Origin of the sequence: Acetanaerobacterium elongatum (assembly GCF_900103835.1) — a bacterium.
Taxonomy (GTDB): domain Bacteria; phylum Bacillota; class Clostridia; order Oscillospirales; family Ruminococcaceae; genus Acetanaerobacterium; species Acetanaerobacterium elongatum.
Window position 1 is genome coordinate 77535 of the sequence record NZ_FNID01000001.1, and the last position, 19491, is coordinate 97025.

The 19491-nt window shown below is 49.3% G+C and carries 12 protein-coding genes and 1 tRNA gene; 1 reads left to right on the forward strand and 12 read right to left on the reverse strand.

Annotation, left to right across the window (positions count from 1 at the left end; translation table 11 throughout):
• Positions 1 to 165: 165 nt before the first annotated feature.
• From BLR50_RS00375 to potA, 11 genes are all read right to left on the reverse strand, one after another.
• Positions 166 to 1338, reverse strand: a complete 1173-nt coding sequence (locus BLR50_RS00375) for an NAD(P)-dependent malic enzyme (protein ID WP_092637347.1) — start codon at positions 1336 to 1338, stop codon at positions 166 to 168.
• Positions 1339 to 1425: 87 nt separating this feature from the next.
• Positions 1426 to 2790 (reverse strand): class II fumarate hydratase, encoded by a 1365-nt coding sequence (gene fumC, locus BLR50_RS00380; protein WP_092637349.1) that lies wholly within the window; start codon positions 2788 to 2790, stop codon positions 1426 to 1428.
• Between the two features lie 21 nt (positions 2791 to 2811).
• On the reverse strand, positions 2812 to 2940 hold the full coding sequence (locus tag BLR50_RS14755; RefSeq protein WP_278277972.1) for a hypothetical protein: 129 nt from the start codon (positions 2938 to 2940) through the stop codon (positions 2812 to 2814).
• 40 nt (positions 2941 to 2980) lie between these two features.
• Positions 2981 to 3421 carry a DUF3788 domain-containing protein gene (locus BLR50_RS00385; protein WP_092637351.1) on the reverse strand — a complete coding sequence of 147 codons (441 nt, stop codon included), beginning with the start codon at positions 3419 to 3421 and terminating at the stop codon, positions 2981 to 2983.
• Between the two features lie 27 nt (positions 3422 to 3448).
• Complete coding sequence (locus BLR50_RS00390; RefSeq protein WP_092637353.1) at positions 3449 to 4357, reverse strand: AraC family transcriptional regulator; 909 nt, start codon at positions 4355 to 4357, stop codon at positions 3449 to 3451.
• Between the two features lie 117 nt (positions 4358 to 4474).
• Positions 4475 to 5320, reverse strand: a complete 846-nt coding sequence (locus BLR50_RS00395) for a pentapeptide repeat-containing protein (RefSeq protein ID WP_092637355.1) — start codon at positions 5318 to 5320, stop codon at positions 4475 to 4477.
• Between the two features lie 34 nt (positions 5321 to 5354).
• Complete coding sequence (locus BLR50_RS00400) at positions 5355 to 6101, reverse strand: DUF8091 domain-containing protein (protein WP_092637357.1); 747 nt, start codon at positions 6099 to 6101, stop codon at positions 5355 to 5357.
• Between the two features lie 139 nt (positions 6102 to 6240).
• Positions 6241 to 7455 carry an ABC transporter substrate-binding protein gene (locus BLR50_RS00405; RefSeq protein ID WP_092637359.1) on the reverse strand — a complete coding sequence of 405 codons (1215 nt, stop codon included), beginning with the start codon at positions 7453 to 7455 and terminating at the stop codon, positions 6241 to 6243.
• Positions 7452 to 8252: an ABC transporter permease gene (locus tag BLR50_RS00410; RefSeq protein WP_479714953.1), complete on the reverse strand. Its 801-nt coding sequence runs from the start codon at positions 8250 to 8252 to the stop codon at positions 7452 to 7454. Before BLR50_RS00410 ends, BLR50_RS00405 begins: the two co-directional genes overlap by 4 nt.
• 46 nt (positions 8253 to 8298) lie before the next feature.
• Positions 8299 to 9117: an ABC transporter permease gene (locus BLR50_RS00415; RefSeq protein WP_092637361.1), complete on the reverse strand. Its 819-nt coding sequence runs from the start codon at positions 9115 to 9117 to the stop codon at positions 8299 to 8301.
• On the reverse strand, positions 9114 to 10166 hold the full coding sequence (potA, locus tag BLR50_RS00420; protein ID WP_092637363.1) for a spermidine/putrescine ABC transporter ATP-binding protein: 1053 nt from the start codon (positions 10164 to 10166) through the stop codon (positions 9114 to 9116). The genes BLR50_RS00415 and potA overlap by 4 nt, the downstream gene beginning before the upstream one ends.
• An 860-nt stretch (positions 10167 to 11026) precedes the next feature.
• Between potA and BLR50_RS00425 the strand changes: the two genes are divergently transcribed.
• A tRNA-Pro gene (locus tag BLR50_RS00425) sits at positions 11027 to 11102 on the forward strand.
• 291 nt (positions 11103 to 11393) lie between these two features.
• On the opposite strand, the gene BLR50_RS00430 is transcribed toward BLR50_RS00425, so the two are convergent.
• On the reverse strand, positions 11394 to 19313 hold the full coding sequence (locus tag BLR50_RS00430) for an Ig-like domain-containing protein (RefSeq protein ID WP_162840257.1): 7920 nt from the start codon (positions 19311 to 19313) through the stop codon (positions 11394 to 11396).
• Positions 19314 to 19491 lie beyond the last annotated feature (178 nt).

Sequence of the window (19491 nt, forward strand, 5' to 3'; positions counted from 1 at the left end):
ATCCTTTCTGTTTACTATTTTACCGGGTAATGTGTTGGCAACGTGAAAAGGTTTTATTATTTCTTTACACAATTTATGAACAAATTTTATACAAAAAAATAAACCCTTACGCAGACACCTATCTGGTGTAGCGTAAAGGTTTTTAGGCTTTTTTAATATTCGGCGTTATTTTATACGAGCGTATCCTGTCTCAATCGCTTCGTCTGCCACAGCCTTGGCTACCGCCTCGGCAACGCTCTTATCCAATGCACTCGGGATGATATTCTCGGCGCTGAGCTGATCCTCCGGCACCAGTGCAGCCAGCGCGTAGGCTGCGCGGCGCTTCATGCCCTCGGTAATACCCTTGGCACGAACCGCCAGCGCTCCCTTAAAGATACCGGGGAACACCAGCACGTTGTTAATCTGGTTGGGGAAGTCGCTTCTGCCGGTGCCCACCACCACGGCACCGCCCTTTTTGGCCTCATCGGGCATGATCTCGGGGGTGGGGTTTGCCATGGCCAGCACGATACCGCTGTTCATGGCAGACACCATCTCGGCGGTTACCAGCCCGGGGCGCGAAACCCCTATGAATATATCTGCACCCTTCAGCGCATCGGCCAGTTTGCCCTTCTCATGGTTCAGGTTGCTTACCTTGGAAATCTCCTGCTGCCACGGATTGAGGTTCTCATCCCCCTCGCAGATGATACCGTTAATATCGCACATTACAATATTACCGAAGCCCATACTGATGAGCAGGCTGCCGATGGCGAGGCCTGCCGCACCTGCGCCGTTGATGACAATCTTCACCTTGCCCATCGTCTTGCCCGTCACCTTAATGGCATTGAGCAGTGCCGCCGCCACCACAATGGCGGTGCCGTGCTGGTCGTCGTGGAAAACGGGGATATCGCACAGCTCCTTGAGCCTGCGCTCCACCTCGAAGCAGCGAGGTGCGGCAATATCCTCTAAGTTGATGCCACCGAAGCTCTTGGAGATGAGGTAGATGGTTTCCACCAGCTTATCCACATCCTTGGTATCCACGCACAGAGGAAACGCGTCCACCCCGCCAAACTCTTTGAACAGGGCGCATTTACCCTCCATAACGGGCATGCCCGCTGCGGGGCCGATATCACCCAAGCCCAGCACCGCGGTGCCGTCGGTAATCACCGCCACAAGGTTGCTGCGGCGGGTAAGCTCAAACGACTTCTCGTAATCCGCCGCTATCACACGGCAGGGCTCGGCCACGCCGGGGGTATAGCAGAGGGAGAGGTCCTCGCGGGTTTTAATCGGTTTGCGGGAAACAACCTCGATCTTTCCACGCAGCTGGTAGTGCAGGTCTAAAGACTCCTTGTTAATATCCAAAGCAAACATCCTTTACTGTATAGTGAATGAATGGTAATTCTGCGAACGTGCAATGCGCGCCCCTACGGTATTATAGCAAAACGGTTATTACACCATCTCTTCGGGGTGGAATACCTCGTCAAACCGCTCCGGTGTGATAAAGCCGAGCTTCACGGCGGCTTCCTTAAGCGAGATGTTCTCGTTGTAGGCGGTTTTTGCGGTTTTGGCGGCGTTATCGTAGCCGATAATCGGGCTGATTGCCGTTACCAGCATCAATGAGTTGTGCAGATTGTGCGCCATCCTTTCGCGGTTGGCGGTAATGCCACTTACGCAGTGCACACGGAAGGACTCCATGCCATCCGCAAGCAGGCGCACCGACTGCAAAAAGTTTGTGATACATACCGGCATAAACACATTGAGCTGAAAGTTGCCCTGCGAAGCGCTCATTCCCACCGCCACGTCGTTTGCCATCACCTGCACCGCCACCATGGTAACGGCCTCGCACTGGGTGGGGTTCACCTTGCCCGGCATAATGGAGCTGCCCGGCTCGTTTTCGGGGATGAATATCTCCCCCAAGCCGCAGCGCGGGCCGCTGGCCAGCCAGCGGATATCGTTGGCGATCTTCATCAGGTTTGCGGCTAGCGCCTTAAGCGCGCCGTGCGAGAATGCAAGCGCGTCCTTGGAGGTGAGGGCATGAAACTTGTTGGGGGCCGTCACAAAAGCCTTGCCGGTTAGCAGCGATACCTGCCGCGCCGATTCCTCCGCAAACCCCTTGGGGGCGTTTAACCCCGTACCCACTGCCGTGCCGCCCAAGGCGAGTTCACGAAGTGGGCTGAGGGAGGCCGTAATCATGGTCTGTGCGTTCTCCAGCATCCCGCGCCAGCCGCTGATTTCCTGCGAAAAGGTGATGGGGGTGGCGTCCTGCAGATGGGTTCTGCCGCTCTTTACCACGCCCTTGTTTTCCTCCTCCAGCCGCTTAAACTCCGCGGTGAGTCGTTCGATCGAGGGCAGCAGCAACTCCTCTATCTCAACCACTGCCGCGATGTGCATGGCGGTGGGAAAGGTATCGTTACTGCTCTGCGAGCGGTTTACGTCGTCATTGGGGTGCAGCAGCTTTTTACCGCACAGCTCGTTGCCGCGGTTTGCGATTACCTCGTTTACATTCATGTTGGATTGAGTACCGCTGCCCGTCTGCCACACCGCAAGCGGAAAATGCCCCTCCAGCCTGCCCTCGGCAATCTCGTCGCACACCTGTGTAATCAGCGCACAGCGTTCATCATCCAGCTTACCTAAGTGAAGGTTTGCAAGCGCCGCCGCCTTTTTTAAAACGGCGAACGCCTTAATGATTTCGACGGGCATCTTCTCGGTGCCTATTTTAAAGTTTTCAAGGCTTCGTTGGGTTTGCGCGCCCCAGTAGCGGTCGGCGGGCACCTGTATCTCGCCCATGGAATCGCGTTCGGTGCGGTAGTTCATGCTATCTTCATACCTTTCCGGTTATTTTATATCTATCCAATACATCTGCACCGTTTTCCCGTCGGTGTAAACAAATTCCCGCTCCGGCACACCCCCGCAGCGGAGGATGGTTTTACCGGAGGCAACATTATCTTTATAACAGGCCAGCATCACTTTTGCAAGCCCTATTTTTCTGTATAGACTAAAAGCTTTAGTATTTGTGTGGCACCTTGGGTGCCACACGGAGTTGTAGCAACTGTTTTACATCCTGCAGCACCTTTGAATCTGTAACCGCGAGCATCAGCCAGCGCTGCCCCATGGTGCAGGCGGCTTGGTTATACAGCCCCTGCGTGTACGCGCAGCATAGGGGCAGCAACAACTCCGCCTGTGTCTGCTCCCGCTCGCCGATAACCACCAGCGCGATAAAGAACCCCTCCGTGGGGTAAAGCGTGCACAGCGCCCTGCCGCTTTTCTGGTATTTCACATTCCAGCCGCGCTGCATTGAACATTTGCTGTAGCTCAGCTTGGGCTGTACTATATAAGCCGCTTGCAGATAGTCGTTCAGTTCCTGCCAAAGCGGGTTATTGATATAGCTGCGTATCTCTTCAAAGGTCGGTGTGTACTCCGGGCCGTACAGGCTGCTCCACTCCATGCTGAACACATCCTTCGTCGCTGCTATTTATAGTGCCTTTGGTTCGGGCATAATCCATATCTCCATGGCGGTTGTCGCCGCGTCGTGGCTTGCGTAGCGTTCAGCGGCAAACGGTTTACCGGTAAGCCCGTGGTTGGGCAGCCATGTTTCATACAAATACCGGTGCGCCTTATATACCGCATCCATCACCAGATGCTCGAAATCCTCGGCTTCAAAGGTGCATACAATATATTCGCCCGCCCCCAGTTCACGACAATCGCAGCCCTGAACCGAAGCCGCCTCCAAGGTTTCCGCGCCCGCAAAGTAACGGTAATACCCCGACTTGGTTCCCTCAAAGGTGATACCGATCTCGTCGCCATCAGGCTTTACGGGCAGAGAGGGCTTCATCTTGTGGAAGGAATCCCACAGCGCGCCAAGAGAATCTACCCCTGTTTCGCCGCCGCCCGGCATCTGCGCTATCGGCTCTTGGGCGGTAAGGCCGATAAACCGCTGCGCAGTTGCAAGCCTTTTTCGTGTAATCTCAAGTACAATGCCGTCGGTGATAAGCGGCACCCCTTCATCCACCAGCACATAATTCAGCAGCAGCTGAGGTTTTACAAAGTTGTTGAGGCGAACGGGGTTTGCGCGGTACTCCTCCGGTGTTAATCCGAACGCGACCTTGAAGGCTCGGGTAAAGGTTTCGTGAGAAGAGAAACCGCAGTCCAAGGCGATATCAAGTATTCGCCTGCCCGACTGCAGTAATGCCTCCGAAGCCTTGGCCAAGCGGCGCAGCTTGATATACTCCTGCACCGGCCTTTTCACCAGACGGCTGAACAGCCGCTGATAGTAAAACTGCGACAGCGCCGCAGTCTTGGCCAGCATCTCAGCCTCAATCTCCTCCGAGAGATGGTCTTCAATATAATCCACTGTTTTTTGAATCTGCTCCCATGCGTACATGGTTGTAACCCCTCCTTATGGTTTTATAGGGGATATTCTTTATGAACACTCCCCTCTTACCGTTAGGATACCATGGAAACAGCGTTGCACGCTTGACGGGCTATGCCCTGTTTCGTGTTAAGCCCAATGCTTGGGGTGGCTGAGCGAGGGTGGAAGCTTAGTGTTGCCGTCACCCCTTGCGGTATTCACCTGAAACTGCGTTAAAAACAGGCTTTCGGAAAGGTTTGCGCCGCGGATATCCGCATCGCGCATGTCGGCGCCAAGCAGGTCGGTACCGGTTAAATCGGCACCCTGCAGGTTTGCGGCAATCAGGCAGGAACCTCGCAGGCAGGCACAGCGAAGGTTTTGTTTGCGCAGGTCTTTGCCAAGGTAATCTTTCGGTGCTCCGTTACTTTGAGGTGCAAGCTTTATCTTCATCGTGCGGCTCTTCTCGGTGCGCACCAGCAGGCTTACCTTTCTAAGCAAACCGCTGATATGTTGATGATAGCCATCCAGGTCAAACCGCAGCAAATCCTGCAAGGGCAGATTGGCAGCTGCTTCAGACTGACTGAGCGCCTCTTGCAGCTCCTTTAAAACAGGTGCAGCAGCGTGAAAGGAGAGCGCCTCATTTAAATACCAGCAGCTCTCATACAGCTGCCGCATGATGAGGAACGCCTTAAACATAACCTCGGCCTTTTCCGGCTGCTGCCGCCAGCTTACCCCGTGAAAGGTAACCTGCGAAACCTGCTGTCCTGCGCCAAAGCATTCATACGCCCTGCAGCCCTTCAACCCCAGCGCGCCGAGCCTTTCGTGCACCGCACAACGGAACTGCCTGTTCAACTGCTCGCAGGGCGTTCCTGCACTTTTATCGGCAGGGAAGCCATCCTGCTTGGAGAAATACAAGGCAACGCAGCACAACCCGAAGCAGGCGGAGCAATCGGGTTTGAGGTGCTGTATATTCATATCCTTATCTGATTGTGTCATATAGCTCCTACAATATTATTTATACTTTTTCTTGCTATAAATTATCCAAGCGCTGATATAGGTAGCTCCTGCCCCGCTTCCCGATATTTATAACAGCCCCAACAGAATGCAGCACATTGAGCGCCGTTTGGGCCGACTTGGGTGAAAGCTTCGCTGCCTTGGCAAAATCCTTGGCGGTGAAGGCTTCGGGAAGTGAGTTTGGAATAAGTCTGCCATAATCGGCTGGGGTATTGATGGTAAGTTCATCAATCAGTTCGGTGGGAATACGGTTATAGCGGGAGGAACCGCGCTTTTTATTCTCGCTCCAACCGTCCAAGAAACGGTATTCTTCCATATCAATCAGCATCAGGCAAAGCTTCAGCCGCGGGTGCAGTAGCAGCGGTTTAATCTTGTACAGTTCGTAGAATACCTCGCAGTAATTTCCGCGCTTGGGGGAACGTCGTTTTGCGGTAGTTTCACCCGTTTCGGGGTCGACCCAAACAAGCCATTTGGTGGAGGCAATGGGGTAAACCACCGTGACCTCATTATGCTCCAGAAAACAGGCAAGCTTACTGCGCAGGCTGTTAAAATTCCGCGTCTGTACCTCGATTACGCCGGTTTCACTGGCTATATCCGCAACATAACCACCCAGCTTGATTTCGTGCTTTGCGGTATCCGGCTCCATATAATGCTTTAGTATGGCATGCAAGGTTTTCTCGCCTAAGGTGCCGATACCCCTGCCCGGTACCGGAGAGGCGTTTATTACCGTCTTGCAGGCCTGTAAAAACTGTTGTTTATCCATAACCACTCTCGATTATTCAGATTACCGGATAATACTAACTCTAGTCAAAAGTTAATCTAATTATACTTTTCTCTATATCAAGTGTCAAATACTGCCTGACTGCACAAAGGACGGGCAGTGCTACCCGTCCTTAAAGATATCAAATACTCTGCCGATTCTTTTTTATACGGCGGTAAACGTTCAGGCCGATGGAGAAGATAATCGCCGCCGCTACCAGTACTGGGATAAACCAGCGGTTGGAGGAGGTGTTGGTGCTTAAAATCTCGGTCCACATGCTGTCTATTTTTGCATTTGTTTCTTCTGAAAGATTTACAAATCGTTCTGTCTTTTGTAAAACCTCCTCAGACGGGTAGGCGATGGGGTTATTTTTTAACTCGTCGTCCAAGCTGTCGTAGGCCTCCTGCTGAGGGGTAGAATAACCGATATATTCACTGTTTGCTGCGGCAACATCGGTTTCACACATAAAGTTGATGTAGAGCTCCGCAGCTTCCTTATTCTGTGCACCCTTCGGGATACACATGGCATCCCCAAAGCAGTTGGTGCCCTCCTCCGGTACCGCGAATGCGAGATCGGGGTTGGTTTTGATCATTGTAATGGCATCGCCCGCGTAGTAGGGGGCCAGGGCCGCCTCGCCGCCCTGCATCTTGTCAAACACCTCGTCCATTACATAGGCCTGCACCAGCGGCTTCTGCTTCTTTAATTCCTCGCACGCCTCGCGCAGCTGCTCAGGGTCCTCGGTATTCAGCGAGTAGCCCAGCCGCAACAGCGAGATGCCAAATGCGTCGCGCGAGTTGGAGAACATTAAAATCTGCCCCAGATAGCGCGCGTCCCATAGGATATCCCAGCTGTTAACGGTTTCGTCCACCATGGTGGTATTGTAGATGATTCCCACGGTGCCCCACATATAGGGTACGGAATAGCGGTTCTCGGGATCATAGCTTGGTTTTTTAAACCGCTCCATAATCTTGGAGAAGTTCGGGATATTATTGTAGTCCAGCGGCTGCAGCATGTCTTCCTTAATCATACGGCTTACCATATAATCAGACGGAATGATAACGTCATAGCTTGAGCCGCCGCTTTTCAGCTTGGCATACAGCTCCTCGTTGGAGGCAAAGGTAGAATATTGCACCTTAATGCCGGTACGCTTTGTAAACTCGGCGTTCACATCCATCGAATCGTCTGCGCCGTCGGAGATATACTCGCCCCAGTTGTAAACGTTGATGGTGATGTCCTTATCCTGAAAGCGGTCGTAGATGGCATCCTCACCGATCTGTTTATCCTCGGCGGCAAGCGGCGTAACGCACACGAGGGAAACCATCAACAGGGCGGCGGCAAAGGCCAAAAGCCTTTTCATATCCTTTCCGCCTCCTTTTTGATGCGCTTGCGGTAGATGTTGGAATCCTTGATGTTCATGAGTATCAGAATCACAAGCACAATCACAAAGATAATTGCCGAAAGGGCGTTAATCTCGGGGCTTACCTTCTTGCGGGTCATCGAGAATATGGTAATGGGCAGCGTCTGCGAAGAGGGCCCGCTCGTAAAGTAGCTTATAACAAAATCATCAATCGAATAGGTAAACGCCATCAAAAAGCCTGTGATAATACCCGGCATAATCTCTGGAATCACCACGCGGAAGAACGCCTTGGCTGGGTCGCACCCCAAGTCCTGCGCGGCCTCGTAGAGGTGGCTGTCCATCTGACGCAGCTTGGGGATAACATTTAGAATGACATACGGTACATTGAAGGTAATGTGCGCGATAATCAGCGTGGTAAAACCGAGCTTGACACCCACGAACACAAACAGCAGCATCAGCGAAACACCGGTGACAATCTCGGGGTTGATAACCGGCAGATAGGTAACGTTCACCACCGCGGCGCGCAGGTTCTTATTCATAGCGTGGATACCCACCGCCGCCGCCGTACCGATTACGGTAGCAACCACCGAGGAGACAGCCGCCACCAGCAGGGTATTAAAAAGCGATGAGATGATGGTTTCGTTGTTGAATAGCTTCAAATACCAATCAAAGGTGAAGCCCGTCCATACATTACGGCTTTTAGAGGAGTTAAACGAGAATATAATCAGCACCGCAATGGGCGCGTACAGAAACAGATAAACAAGCCCCACATAGATTCGGGACAAGGCTTTTGACATTATTATCACTCTTCCTTTCCGGGTTGTGCAGCCTTAGCTTGCACAGTTACAGTATCATGCTCTCCATATCCTCTTCGCTGGTATCAAACTGGTTCATAATACTGATGCACAGCAGGATAATCACCATCAGCACCAGCGAAATCGCCGAGCCGAGGTGCGGATTGTAGGCATTGCCCAGAAACTGAAGGTCGATCAGGTCGCCGATTAGCAGGTTGCCGCCGCCGCCCAGCATGCGGGAGATAATAAAGGTGCTCACCGAGGGCACAAAAACCATCGTGATACCGGTGGTAATGCCGGGTACGCTCAGCGGAATCACCACGCGCGAGAATACGCCCATGGTGTTGGCGCCAAGGTCCTGCGCCGCCTCGATAACGCGCTTGTCGATCTTGGTCATTACCGAATAGAGGGGCAGAATCATAAACGGCAGATAGTTGTATACCATGCCCAGCACCACCGCGCCGGGCGTGTTGATGAGCTCGAACGGCCCGATGCCAAACAAGCCAAAGAAACGGTTAATTAGCCCATTCTTTTCAAGGATGGTCATCCACGCATAGGTGCGCAGCAGAAAGTTCATCCACATAGGCAGCATGATAAGCATAATCATCAGGTTCTGCCCGCCGGTTTCGGCGCGTGAGATGATAAACGAAAGGGGGTAGCCGATTACAAAGCAAATAACCGTAGCGATAGCCGAAAGCCAAAGCGAGCGCATCAGCACCGCTGTATAATCGCCTACGCGCATAAGGTTTTCAAGCGTGAATTTGCCGTCGGCGGTGGTAAACGCAAACAATACCACCAGCCCGAGCGGGATAATGATAAACAGCACCGCCCACACCAGGTATGGCACGGAGGGGAGCTTTGATTTCATTGCGCCGCCTCCATCTTTTTCATGATGTGAATATCCTCCGGCATAATATTCATACCGATGACGCTGCCCGGCTGCTCGCACTGGGTGGAATGTATCATCCATTTGTAGCCGCAGGCGCTCACAATCATCTCGTAGTGCACGCCCTTAAAGATTACCGATTCCACAATACCCGAAAGCTGGCCCGCTACCTGCGGCACTACCTTAATATCCTCGGGGCGGATAACCACCTCTACACGTTCGTTATGGGCAAAGCCGCGGTCTACGCAGGTAAAGCTGTTGCCCGCAAACTCCACCAGAAAATCTTTATCCATAATACCGTCGAGGATGTTGCTTTCGCCGATAAAGTCGGCCACGAAGGCGTTTCTCGGTTCATTGTAGATATCCTGAGGCGTACCGATCTGCTGAATCACGCCGTTGTTCATTACCACAACGGTATCAGACATGGTAAGCGCCTCTTCCTGATCGTGCGTTACATATATAAAGGTAATATTCAGGCTTTTTTGAATACGCTTAAGCTCTATCTGCATCTCCTTGCGCAGCTTTAAATCCAGCGCACCGAGCGGCTCGTCCAGGAGCAGCACACGCGGGTGGTTTACCAGGGCGCGCGCAATGGCCACGCGCTGCTGCTGACCGCCCGAGAGGTTCTTCACGTTACGAAGCTCAAAGCCTTTAAGGTTTACAAGCTCCAACATCTCATATACGCGGCTGCGAATCTCCTTCTGCGGCAGGCGCTGTATCTTTAGCCCGAACGCCACGTTTTCGTAAACGTTTAAGTGCGGAAACAAAGCATAGCGCTGGAATACGGTGTTTACATGACGCTTGTAGGCCGGCAGCCCGTTGATAATCTGCTCGTCGAAATATAAATCGCCCGAGCTCTGCTGCACAAACCCGCCGATAATACGAAGGGTGGTGGTTTTGCCGCAGCCCGAAGGCCCCAGCAGTGTGACAAATTCCTTGTCGTGGATATCAAGGTTTATTCCCTTAAGCACCTTTTCCCCGTCAAACTCCACAACGATATCCTTGAGCCTGACTACAACATTACTATCCATTATTGCATCCCCCTTTGCGGATTGAGGCCGCGGGCAGTAAAGATCCGCCCGGCGTGCCCACAGTGTCTTTTGAAACCGCTACCCCGCAAAAGGCTTTATGCCGGACACTTGCCCGGACTTTTAGCGGAACATACGACACCGTTTTTTGCCGAAGGCAAGTAAAGATTCTAACCCTCAGCAGTAAAAATTACTCGTGCGGGCTTACCCACACCAAGGAAACGCTGATGAAAGCTTTCTTGCGACTAAATCATCGTATCCTTAAACATAACCTTGGCTGGCCAAAAGCATTACTGCTTTCGGCTGCACTTGCCGCCCGAAAACCGCCGGGCACAATTGCGACCCCCGAGGTTTCGGGAGCCGTCAGATTACGTTGTAATTTTGTTCCGCTGAAGGGTATCTCCTACGGAACTACATCGTCTGCACAAGCGGGGCTGCGCTTATACATGGCTGATTTCAGATGCAAAAAACAACATCTAAAATATATACACAATTTCAAGAAATGTCAACGCTTTCTTCCTAAAATCTTTATATTTTTTTGTAAAATTCATTGTTTATCCGTTTTTATTGCTTGATTTATATGAAATACTCTTAAATCCTCTTTTTCGCTCTTAAATTCTCACGAATACTAGCAAGAACACAATTCATGCGAATCAATCTTAAACAGCTGATATCGGTATAAGGGCTCCCGATTTGATACAGACTGAATGAACTATTCGGATGATTTTTCTCCGTTTAACGTGGTACTATATCAATCGTGCTCAAGAGTACCGGCTTGTTGACGCACCCGGTTCACGCACTCGCTTACGGTAAAATTAACACTTGCTTTTTTCTGCCCATTATGCTAGAATATACTTCGTTGACTGGGTGTGGCGCAGATGGTAGCGCGCTACCTTGGGGTGGTAGAGGCCGTGGGTTCAAATCCCGCCACTCAGACCAATATTTAAAAAAGCCTAAGAAATTAGGCTTTTTTTGTTTTTTAGGGCGAAAAAGAACCACTGCCCGGCCGGCGTGGATTTATAAGCTTTCGGTGCCTCTTAAGGGGTTAACGGCATTGATGGTGAGGATAAACCTTACTATAGGAACTTCTCCGGGCATAATAGCATCCGAAAGAGCATCAGTATTAATCCCACTAAATTAGAATATACCCAATACAGAAGGCCGACATTTGCAAATGATGTCGGCCTTCTGTATTGGGTTCTAAAAGATATAAGAAACGTAGATTTGAGCTTACTCGGGTTGTTTTACAATGGTGAACTTTACGGCAGCGCTCTTATTAGAGCCGTCTATCGTTGTCGCAATAACTTTAAAGGTTGTCCCTGGCTTCGCTTTAGCGCCGGCTTCGGTTAATTCTACTAAACCATCCGTAACCGTCGCATACTTAGCATCAGCCTTGCTGATTGACCAGGTAACGTTCTTATTATCGGGTTCAAAGCCGCTAGGGCCGGTTACATTTGCAGTTATCTGAATTTTAGAGCCTTCTACATTCTGAATTGGTATAGAATTAGTAACATTGACACCACCGTTTTGAATCGTAATGCCGGTGGCGTATTGCTTAACTTCAAATGTGAGCTCATCAGATGCACCGTTGCCGTCCTTAGCTTCTGCTTTTACAGTAACCAACCCGTTTTTGACACACTTAGGAACAGTAAGTATACCGGAGGCGTTAACGGTAATGTTCGGATCGTCGCTCTTTACAATTCTCCAGTAAACGCCATCAGTATCAGGCTTATCGGGTGTGGTTACCGCGGTAAGCTTAAGGTTTTGGCCATTGTAAAGCACAGTCTTTTCAGGCTTATTAATGGTAACCTTCGTAACAACCTTTGTGCCAATATTTACGGTAATAATTGCAGGCTTGTTCGTACCGACCATTGCGGTAGCCGTAATGGTAACACTCTTCACGTTACCCGGATCCTTGACAATCGCAAGCTCTACCTGATCATCCTCATGCATTGTCAAAGTATTGTTCAGCCTCGCAACTGCGGGGTTGGAAGACTTCCACAGGATAATTCCCGAGTATTTACCGGCACCAATAGCTTTAGCAGTCAGCGTGTAGAAATTATTCGGCTGGGCAGTTAGTGTAGCAGGGGTGACTGATACGGAAGTGGTTGCCGGCGCGATATACACATAGGCAGGATTGCTCTCAATACTACTACCGTCGGTTGACACTGCAACGACCTTAACAACACCGCTGAAGACATCCGGGTTCTTGGCGGTTGGCACGTCTGCCGTAAGCAGGCCAGTCTTCTCATTGATGGTAACGCCCTCTAGCTCACAATCATATTCGGTACTATATAATAAATACTTGACCGTCTTGTTGCACGCCTCTGCCGGTTCAACCTTTGCGGTGAACTGCATACTCTTTCCCTGCAGCAAGATTTTGGGGGTTCCATATTCTTTAATGTGTTCCAATACTGTTGGATTCTTGCTGGTATCACTTAGGATGATTTTGTTTACAGGCGTACCGAGCAGTACAACCAACGTGGCAACATTGCCGCTGCCGTCGGTGGCATAGCCTTTAATGGTTACCGACTTTGCATTGCCAATGTTGGGGGAAATAAACAATTTATTTGATTGATTGCCAACGGTAATAGGTAATTCAAGAGAGGCAACTGCCGGGTTGGAGGATATCCACTTCACCTCAGTAAGCCCGAAGTTATCAGTATTAATCAGATAAGAACTACCGGGTTTTGCGGTAAGCTGTGCGGGGTTAAAGTGAAGCGCACGCAACGGCTTAACGTATACAAATATGCGGCTAACCACATTAAAACCATCAGTAGCCTTGGCCGTTACAGTAACGAATTCTGCGGCAGTAACCTTTTTCGCATCCGCTTTTAAGACACCATTTTTGTCAATGGTAACGCCGTCTACACCTTCAACGCTATAATCCAACGTTTTATTGGCGGCGTTTGCGGGATTAATCTGTACGTTAATCTTTAAGCTTCTGCCGGCTAGAAGAATTGCTTTACCATTTTCAAAATCATCCATCGAACTAATGGTAGGGGTATACATCGGAACGCTGAGATTAATCGATGTAACCTTTGCGTCATTGCCCACCACAACATCCAGCGTATCTTTTACCCCGCTGCCGTCTCTGGCAAGGGCGGTCAGCTTTACTGTGCCGCTGTCTTTACCAGCGTAAACCTTAATCGCACAGGGGGTTTTACCGTTCTCCATTACGGTCTGCAATGTCGGGTTTTTGTCTTCATCAAGGAAGTATGCAATATCCTTACTCTTAACAGAGGAAAGTGTCCAAACCACGCCGTTATCATCGATTTTGTCTCCGGCCCTTTTGGCAGAGAGTTCGGCAGTAACATCCAACGACTCTCCGGGCTTGAGAGCAATCTTTGAGTAGTTCAGCTTAAGCTTTGCCACCGGTGCATTGGTCTTCTTGCTAACCTTCACATCCGTTTTTGCTACAACGCCGCTGCCATCGAGTGCGGTTAACTTGATTGTCGTGGTGCCGGCGCTATGAGCCTTAATAAAAATGGTTTCCCCATCTTCTTTAATAGAAGCTACCATCGGGTTAGAGGATGTCCATTCGACTTTGTTGAATGCACCTAGATCTTTGGGGCCCCAAGTTGCAACAACACTCGCACCGATGGCCAGCGTCGTGTTCTTATCGGGCTTGGAAATCGACATATTCCTGATGGGGTTATATACCTTGAACAAAACAGCACCCGTTTTTTTGTTGTCCTTGCCTTGGGTAGCAGTAACCACTACTGCGATGCACTTGCCACCTTTGCTTACATTTGCGCTCTTCACAACGCCCTTAGCAGCATCAACAACTCCTTGAATCTCGGATGTTCCGATAACGTAATTGCCTTCTTCATCTGCCTCGTAAGCTTTCCAAGAATAGGTTACACCGCTCGGCTTGGAGTCGCCTTCATTGAGCTTTGTTGAAAGCGGAACGGACTTGCCGGAGAGAAGGATGAACGTTTTATTGTCATATGCTTTCACGGATTCTGGAACAACGATTTTAACTGCGGTCAACTCACCCTGTTTGCCTACAACCTTATAGGTGAGTGCGCTCTCTTTGCAATCTATGCCGCTGCCCTTTGCCCAAACGGTAAAATAGGGGTCAGGCGTTTCGGTTTCAACCGTAATGGATTTCTTGTCTTTGCTCAGCGAGATACCAGTCGGAGCTTTTTCAGCCTTTTGTGAATCGCCCAGCACAAGTTCATAGCTTGAATCCTTCGGAGCCTTTGCTCTGTCACCATCATTGAAGATTACAGCCGGCTTTATGGTTGTACCAACCTTGGCAAGTACAGTTTTCCCGTCAAATTCCGCGCCTGCCTGCGGAGCAATCTTAATATCATATGCCATCTGGGTTACATTGATCTTGATGGTGTCGGTCTTGTTGGTGCCGTCGATTGTGGCAGCTGTAATGGTTACTGTTCCTGCAGCCTTTACCGTTACTTTGCCTTTGGGGCTGCCATCAATAGGATTGACTATTGCAATCTTCTCGTTAGAAGATTTCCATGTTACTATTGGCGAAGCAGTTTTTGGTGAAACCATCGGAGTTAATTCAATTATAGCGGAATCACCCAGTTGGACGGCTACAGTGTCATTCTTGCCTGCGGCAGGTACCGCAGAAATAGTCACATCGGCAGCGGGTTCAAACACTTTAACAATAAATTTAGCAGATCGGTTACTGCCGTCTGTAGCGTAAGCTTCTATTAAGGCATATTCGTCTCCGCCAAGTTCCCCACTAGCGCCTATTGTAGTCTGTTTGGCTGTGATTACACCCTTTTGATCTACAGTAACGTATTTCTCGTTGGAGGAAACCCATTTCAGCGCCTTATTGGCGGCATTTTGAGGGGTAACAATAGCGGAAAGCTTTGCCGTTTTACCTGCAGCCAGCTGTATTTCTTTTTTCACCCCACCGTTAGCAATTATTTCAATTCCCGATACCGTTTCACCAAGGGATACCTTCACACTGGCTTTTGCGCCGCTGCCATCAAGTGCGGTTGCGGTAATGGTACCGGTTCCGCTGGCAGAATCAAGCACCGTTACGGTAGCGGTATTGTAGCCGTTATCCTTTACAAAGATGCTGTTTGAGCCGCTGTAGGAGAACGCAACCTTTTGGAAAGCACCCTTGTTAACTGCTGCACCAATTGTGAAGGTATTTGCTTGATTGTTATTGAGCGCAATAGTGCTATTATTGAGCGGTCTATTTCTGAAGGTGGGTGAGTCTGCGTTGATAAGTTTGATATCCGTTACCCCGCTGCCATATACACTGACATTAATCGGAGCTCCGAATTCTGTTGCTATGTTTGGGTTCGCGGGTTTAACAGCATGCTTGTCTTTGCCTTCAACCATTTTTACTGTCGCGGTGATTGTGGCATCACCATGACCTATGGCAGTAATCTTACGGGTATTCTCGTCGTATTTAGCTATACCTTCATTATCGGAACTATAGCTGATAACAAGGCTGCTTGCCGGGGCGTTTTCAGCCTTTAAAACTGGTGCAAATGCGCCAAGCTTCGGGCTGCCGTTTACAAGAATATAGCTCTCGCCCACGGTTGCGGCAGCAATTGAGAGGGATGCACCGGTAAGATACTGCTTTACAGTAACCTTTACAGACGCTGAACGCTGCTTTCCGCTGGCATCCTTGGTGACGGTGGTAGCGGTAATGGTTGCATTGCCTGCACCAACCGCTGTTACAACGCCTTTTTCTACCTTTGCAACCTTCTCGTTGCTGGATTTCCAGGTTACGGCCTTGAAATCGGGATTGTCGTTACTGGTTGCAACCGTTGCTCTGATTTCGCTGGAACCAATAACCGCATTGCCTTTTTTATCTGCGCCTTTTTCAAGCGTAAAGTCGCCACCGTTAAGGGTTATGCCGGTAACAACGTCGGCCTCCTGGATAGTAACCTTCATCTCTTCCTTGACCGCGGGCGACAGGGACTTTCCATCCGCATCCACAATCTCGGCGGTAATGGTAATGTCCCCAACCTTCTTGGCGGTATAGGCCAGCGAGACTGTGTCGTATACGCTTACTAAAGGTATAGTGGTGGTGGCCGGCATAGCAATGTAATCACCGATTTTATTGCTGCCAGCCGTGGCGGTAAACCTTACCTTTGAACCGAAGTCATTGGCATGGGTTTTTACTGTTATGGTTTCTTTACCGCCAACATACACCTTATTTAAGTAGCTGACGGAGATGGTGTTGTTTGTAAGTTCAAAGCTAAGCTTCAGGGTTTCGCCGTATTTGCCGTCACGGATATAACAAACAGCCGAATAGCTGTCATTCAGCCATAATAGAAAGGTTTTATTGCCTGTTGCACCGGCGTTTTGGGCGTTTATAATATCAGACTGCCCCAGCCTGGCCATATACCCGGTGCTATTTTCAGTGCTGTAATACAGGTCGGTAACATCGGCATCAGTGGTAATAAGCAGACCAATCCACTTTTTTGTTCCCTGATTATTACCACAATCGAACTTCTGTAAATCGCCGTTAGCGGTAATATAGGTGTTCACACCGTTGTCGGCACTCATTGCGGTATTCCAAACAGAAAGTATCGACTGGTTGTGCCTGCTCTCAGCCTTGTTCATTCTTTCGGCAGGAGCAACGGCAACCGATACATTGCTTAGCACCGGCGAATTGTATAGCAGGTTCAACGCAACTACAGTGCCGAATTCTCCGTTCTTGATGTAGTGGGTCTGGCCGTCTAAAAGGTCTCTTGCCTTCACCCAAAGAATGAAGGTGTTGTCATCCTTTGCGCCGAAAGCTCTGGCTTTAGTAATGTTTGATGCTCCAAGAACGTCCATTGAAGTTTCAGATTTACCATAGTAAAGGTCGGTAAGGGGGACACTGGTTGTAACAAGAATACCAACCCATTTGCCGGTACCTTGACTTTCATCGAAGAAATTGTAATCCAGTAAGCGCTTATTGGAATTGGTTTTTATCTTGATATCTATGCTATTCTCCGATACAGAGGAGCAGGATATGGTAACCGCATCCTGATTATTCTTATAACTTTGCTGCGATTCACCCGCCACGGCATCTGGATTCGCCTTCATAACGCTTACCGGGCCGACTACACCGGGAACAAAGTCGGTAAAGCTGAAGTGTAGCTTCAATTCTTCGCCAAACTCGCCAACCTTGATTGTATTGGTGATGGCTCCATTCTTGAAATCCTCGGCTTTCAGCCACAGAAGGACAGTCCTGCTGTCGTCATCTGCCGCACCGAAAACACGAGCGGTGACGATTTCATTAGTCGTAAACTGTTTCTCATCATAAAGCAGGTCGGTTATCGTATAATCAGCTTTATTGGAAGCGGTACTGAGCAATATTCCAAACCATCTGCCTCTGCTGCTAGTCCGGGAAGCAAAATATTCTTTCAAGGGCTTTATTGCGGCAATGCTGATACTTGCTTCTCTGTTTACAACTTCGGAGGTCTGAATGCTGATGGCCTTTTGATTAAACTGATAGTCCGCTGTACTAACACTCGGATCTGCATTTGTAGCCTTTACGTTGGTAACCTTGTATGCAACAAACTCATAGGTGAAATTCAGTGTTACTAGCTCGCCGTCCTTGCTGTTACTAATGTAACGGGTAACGGTTTTGCCGCCTTCGTAATCAGCAGCCTTTGTCCAGAACACAAAGGTTTTGGTATCGGTTGCACCCAAACTCATAGCCTCTGTAATGTCCGATGCCCCGAGCGGCTGCATGGTGCTCACGGAATCGCCATAATAGAGCTGTTTTACATACACATTAGTGGTAACCAGCAGGCCGACCCACTGTTGATCTCCAAAATCCTTCTGTTTGCTGTCAGTGAGCGTAAACGTCTCGAGTGGGCCGAAGCTGGTAATAGCGATTGAGGCCGTGTTGGCTTCAAAATTAGAGGATTTAATGGTTACACGAGTTTGATTATTTTCACTTTTCTTGTTTTCGCTGATCCAACCAGACACGGCGACTGAAACGCTACCAATCTTCGGCGCGTCAAAGGGTATAAAAGTAAATTTCAACTCTACTGGCGTACCATTTGCTCGATTCTTGATGAAGCGAGAAATGGTATAGTTGTTGTCTTTGGTATAATCGGAAGCCTTTGTCCAGAACACAAAAGTTTTTAACCCCGGTAAGCCAAGCCTCTGGGCCTCAGAAATATCCGATTCACCAAGAGGCTGCATGCTAAGCTCGGATTCACCATAATAGAGCTTGTTCACATCTGCATCGGTAATAACCAACAGACCAATCCACTGCTGGTCTCCAAGACCACTCATTTTGCTGTCTGCTAATGTAAACTTCTCGAGCGGGGCATTGGCTCTAATAGTGGTTGTAAGTAAGTTGTCTTTAAATGTTCCGGAAACAGTTACATTGGCCTGGTTGAACTTCGCTTTATCGCTGAAGCTTATTCTATCAGGGCTAATCTCGGTAACACTTGCGCTGGTTATAGCTGGTGCGCTTACCGTGGTTTTAACAACTGCGCTTATGCTGGCGTTGAATTTAGTGGGATCTGCAGGCGTAAAGCTTGCACAGAAAGTGTATTCGCCTGTTTTGTCAAAGGTTATCTGGTCTGTGGCGAAATCCGCATAACTGTTTGAACCGACTTCATTTGGGCCCAAAGTGGCTGCCGATTCACCCGGTTTTGTATAGGTTACAATGACTGAACCGCTGGGTACAACAGAGCCTGAAGCTGCAGAAACATTAACGCCGAAATTTCCAAGCTTCTGGCCTAAAACATAAGTTAGCCTAATTCCTTCTATAACAGCGAATGTGTTTATAGCAGGAGCCACAACTTTTATTTGCGCAACGATCATAGGCATATTGTTATTCATATCAGTGGCCGCAGCTGTAATATCATATATGCCAACGGGTACTGCGCTGCCAACCACAACGGTGATGGTTGTGGTGGAAGTAATTGGCGTTTCAGATAACTCTAGGCTGATTTTATCGTTAGCCGCTGATTGAGAATAAAAATCACTTGCTCCTTGGGTTACCGCCCAGATAACACTTTTTCCGGTTAAATCGCCGGATATACCAATACCCGACTCACTGCTGCCCTGTATAACAGAAATGATACCCGTGCCCCCGTCGGGTGCTTCGGGTGGATCCAACGCGTACACAGGTGAAATTGTTGTAAGCAGCATAGCCAATGAAATAACCAACGCCAGAAGTTTGTTAGTATGTACGGAATTTTTCATACATTTACCTCCCCAAAAGATAATCGTCCATTTCATCACATAAAAAACGTTGCTGCTTAGAAAGATTTTTGTCGGATTGGTAGAATATTGATATAAGTTGAAAGTTCAAACATATATAGATTCAAAACAATTATACCAAATTCTACATATAAAACAATATTTTTTTAATTTTTGGGCA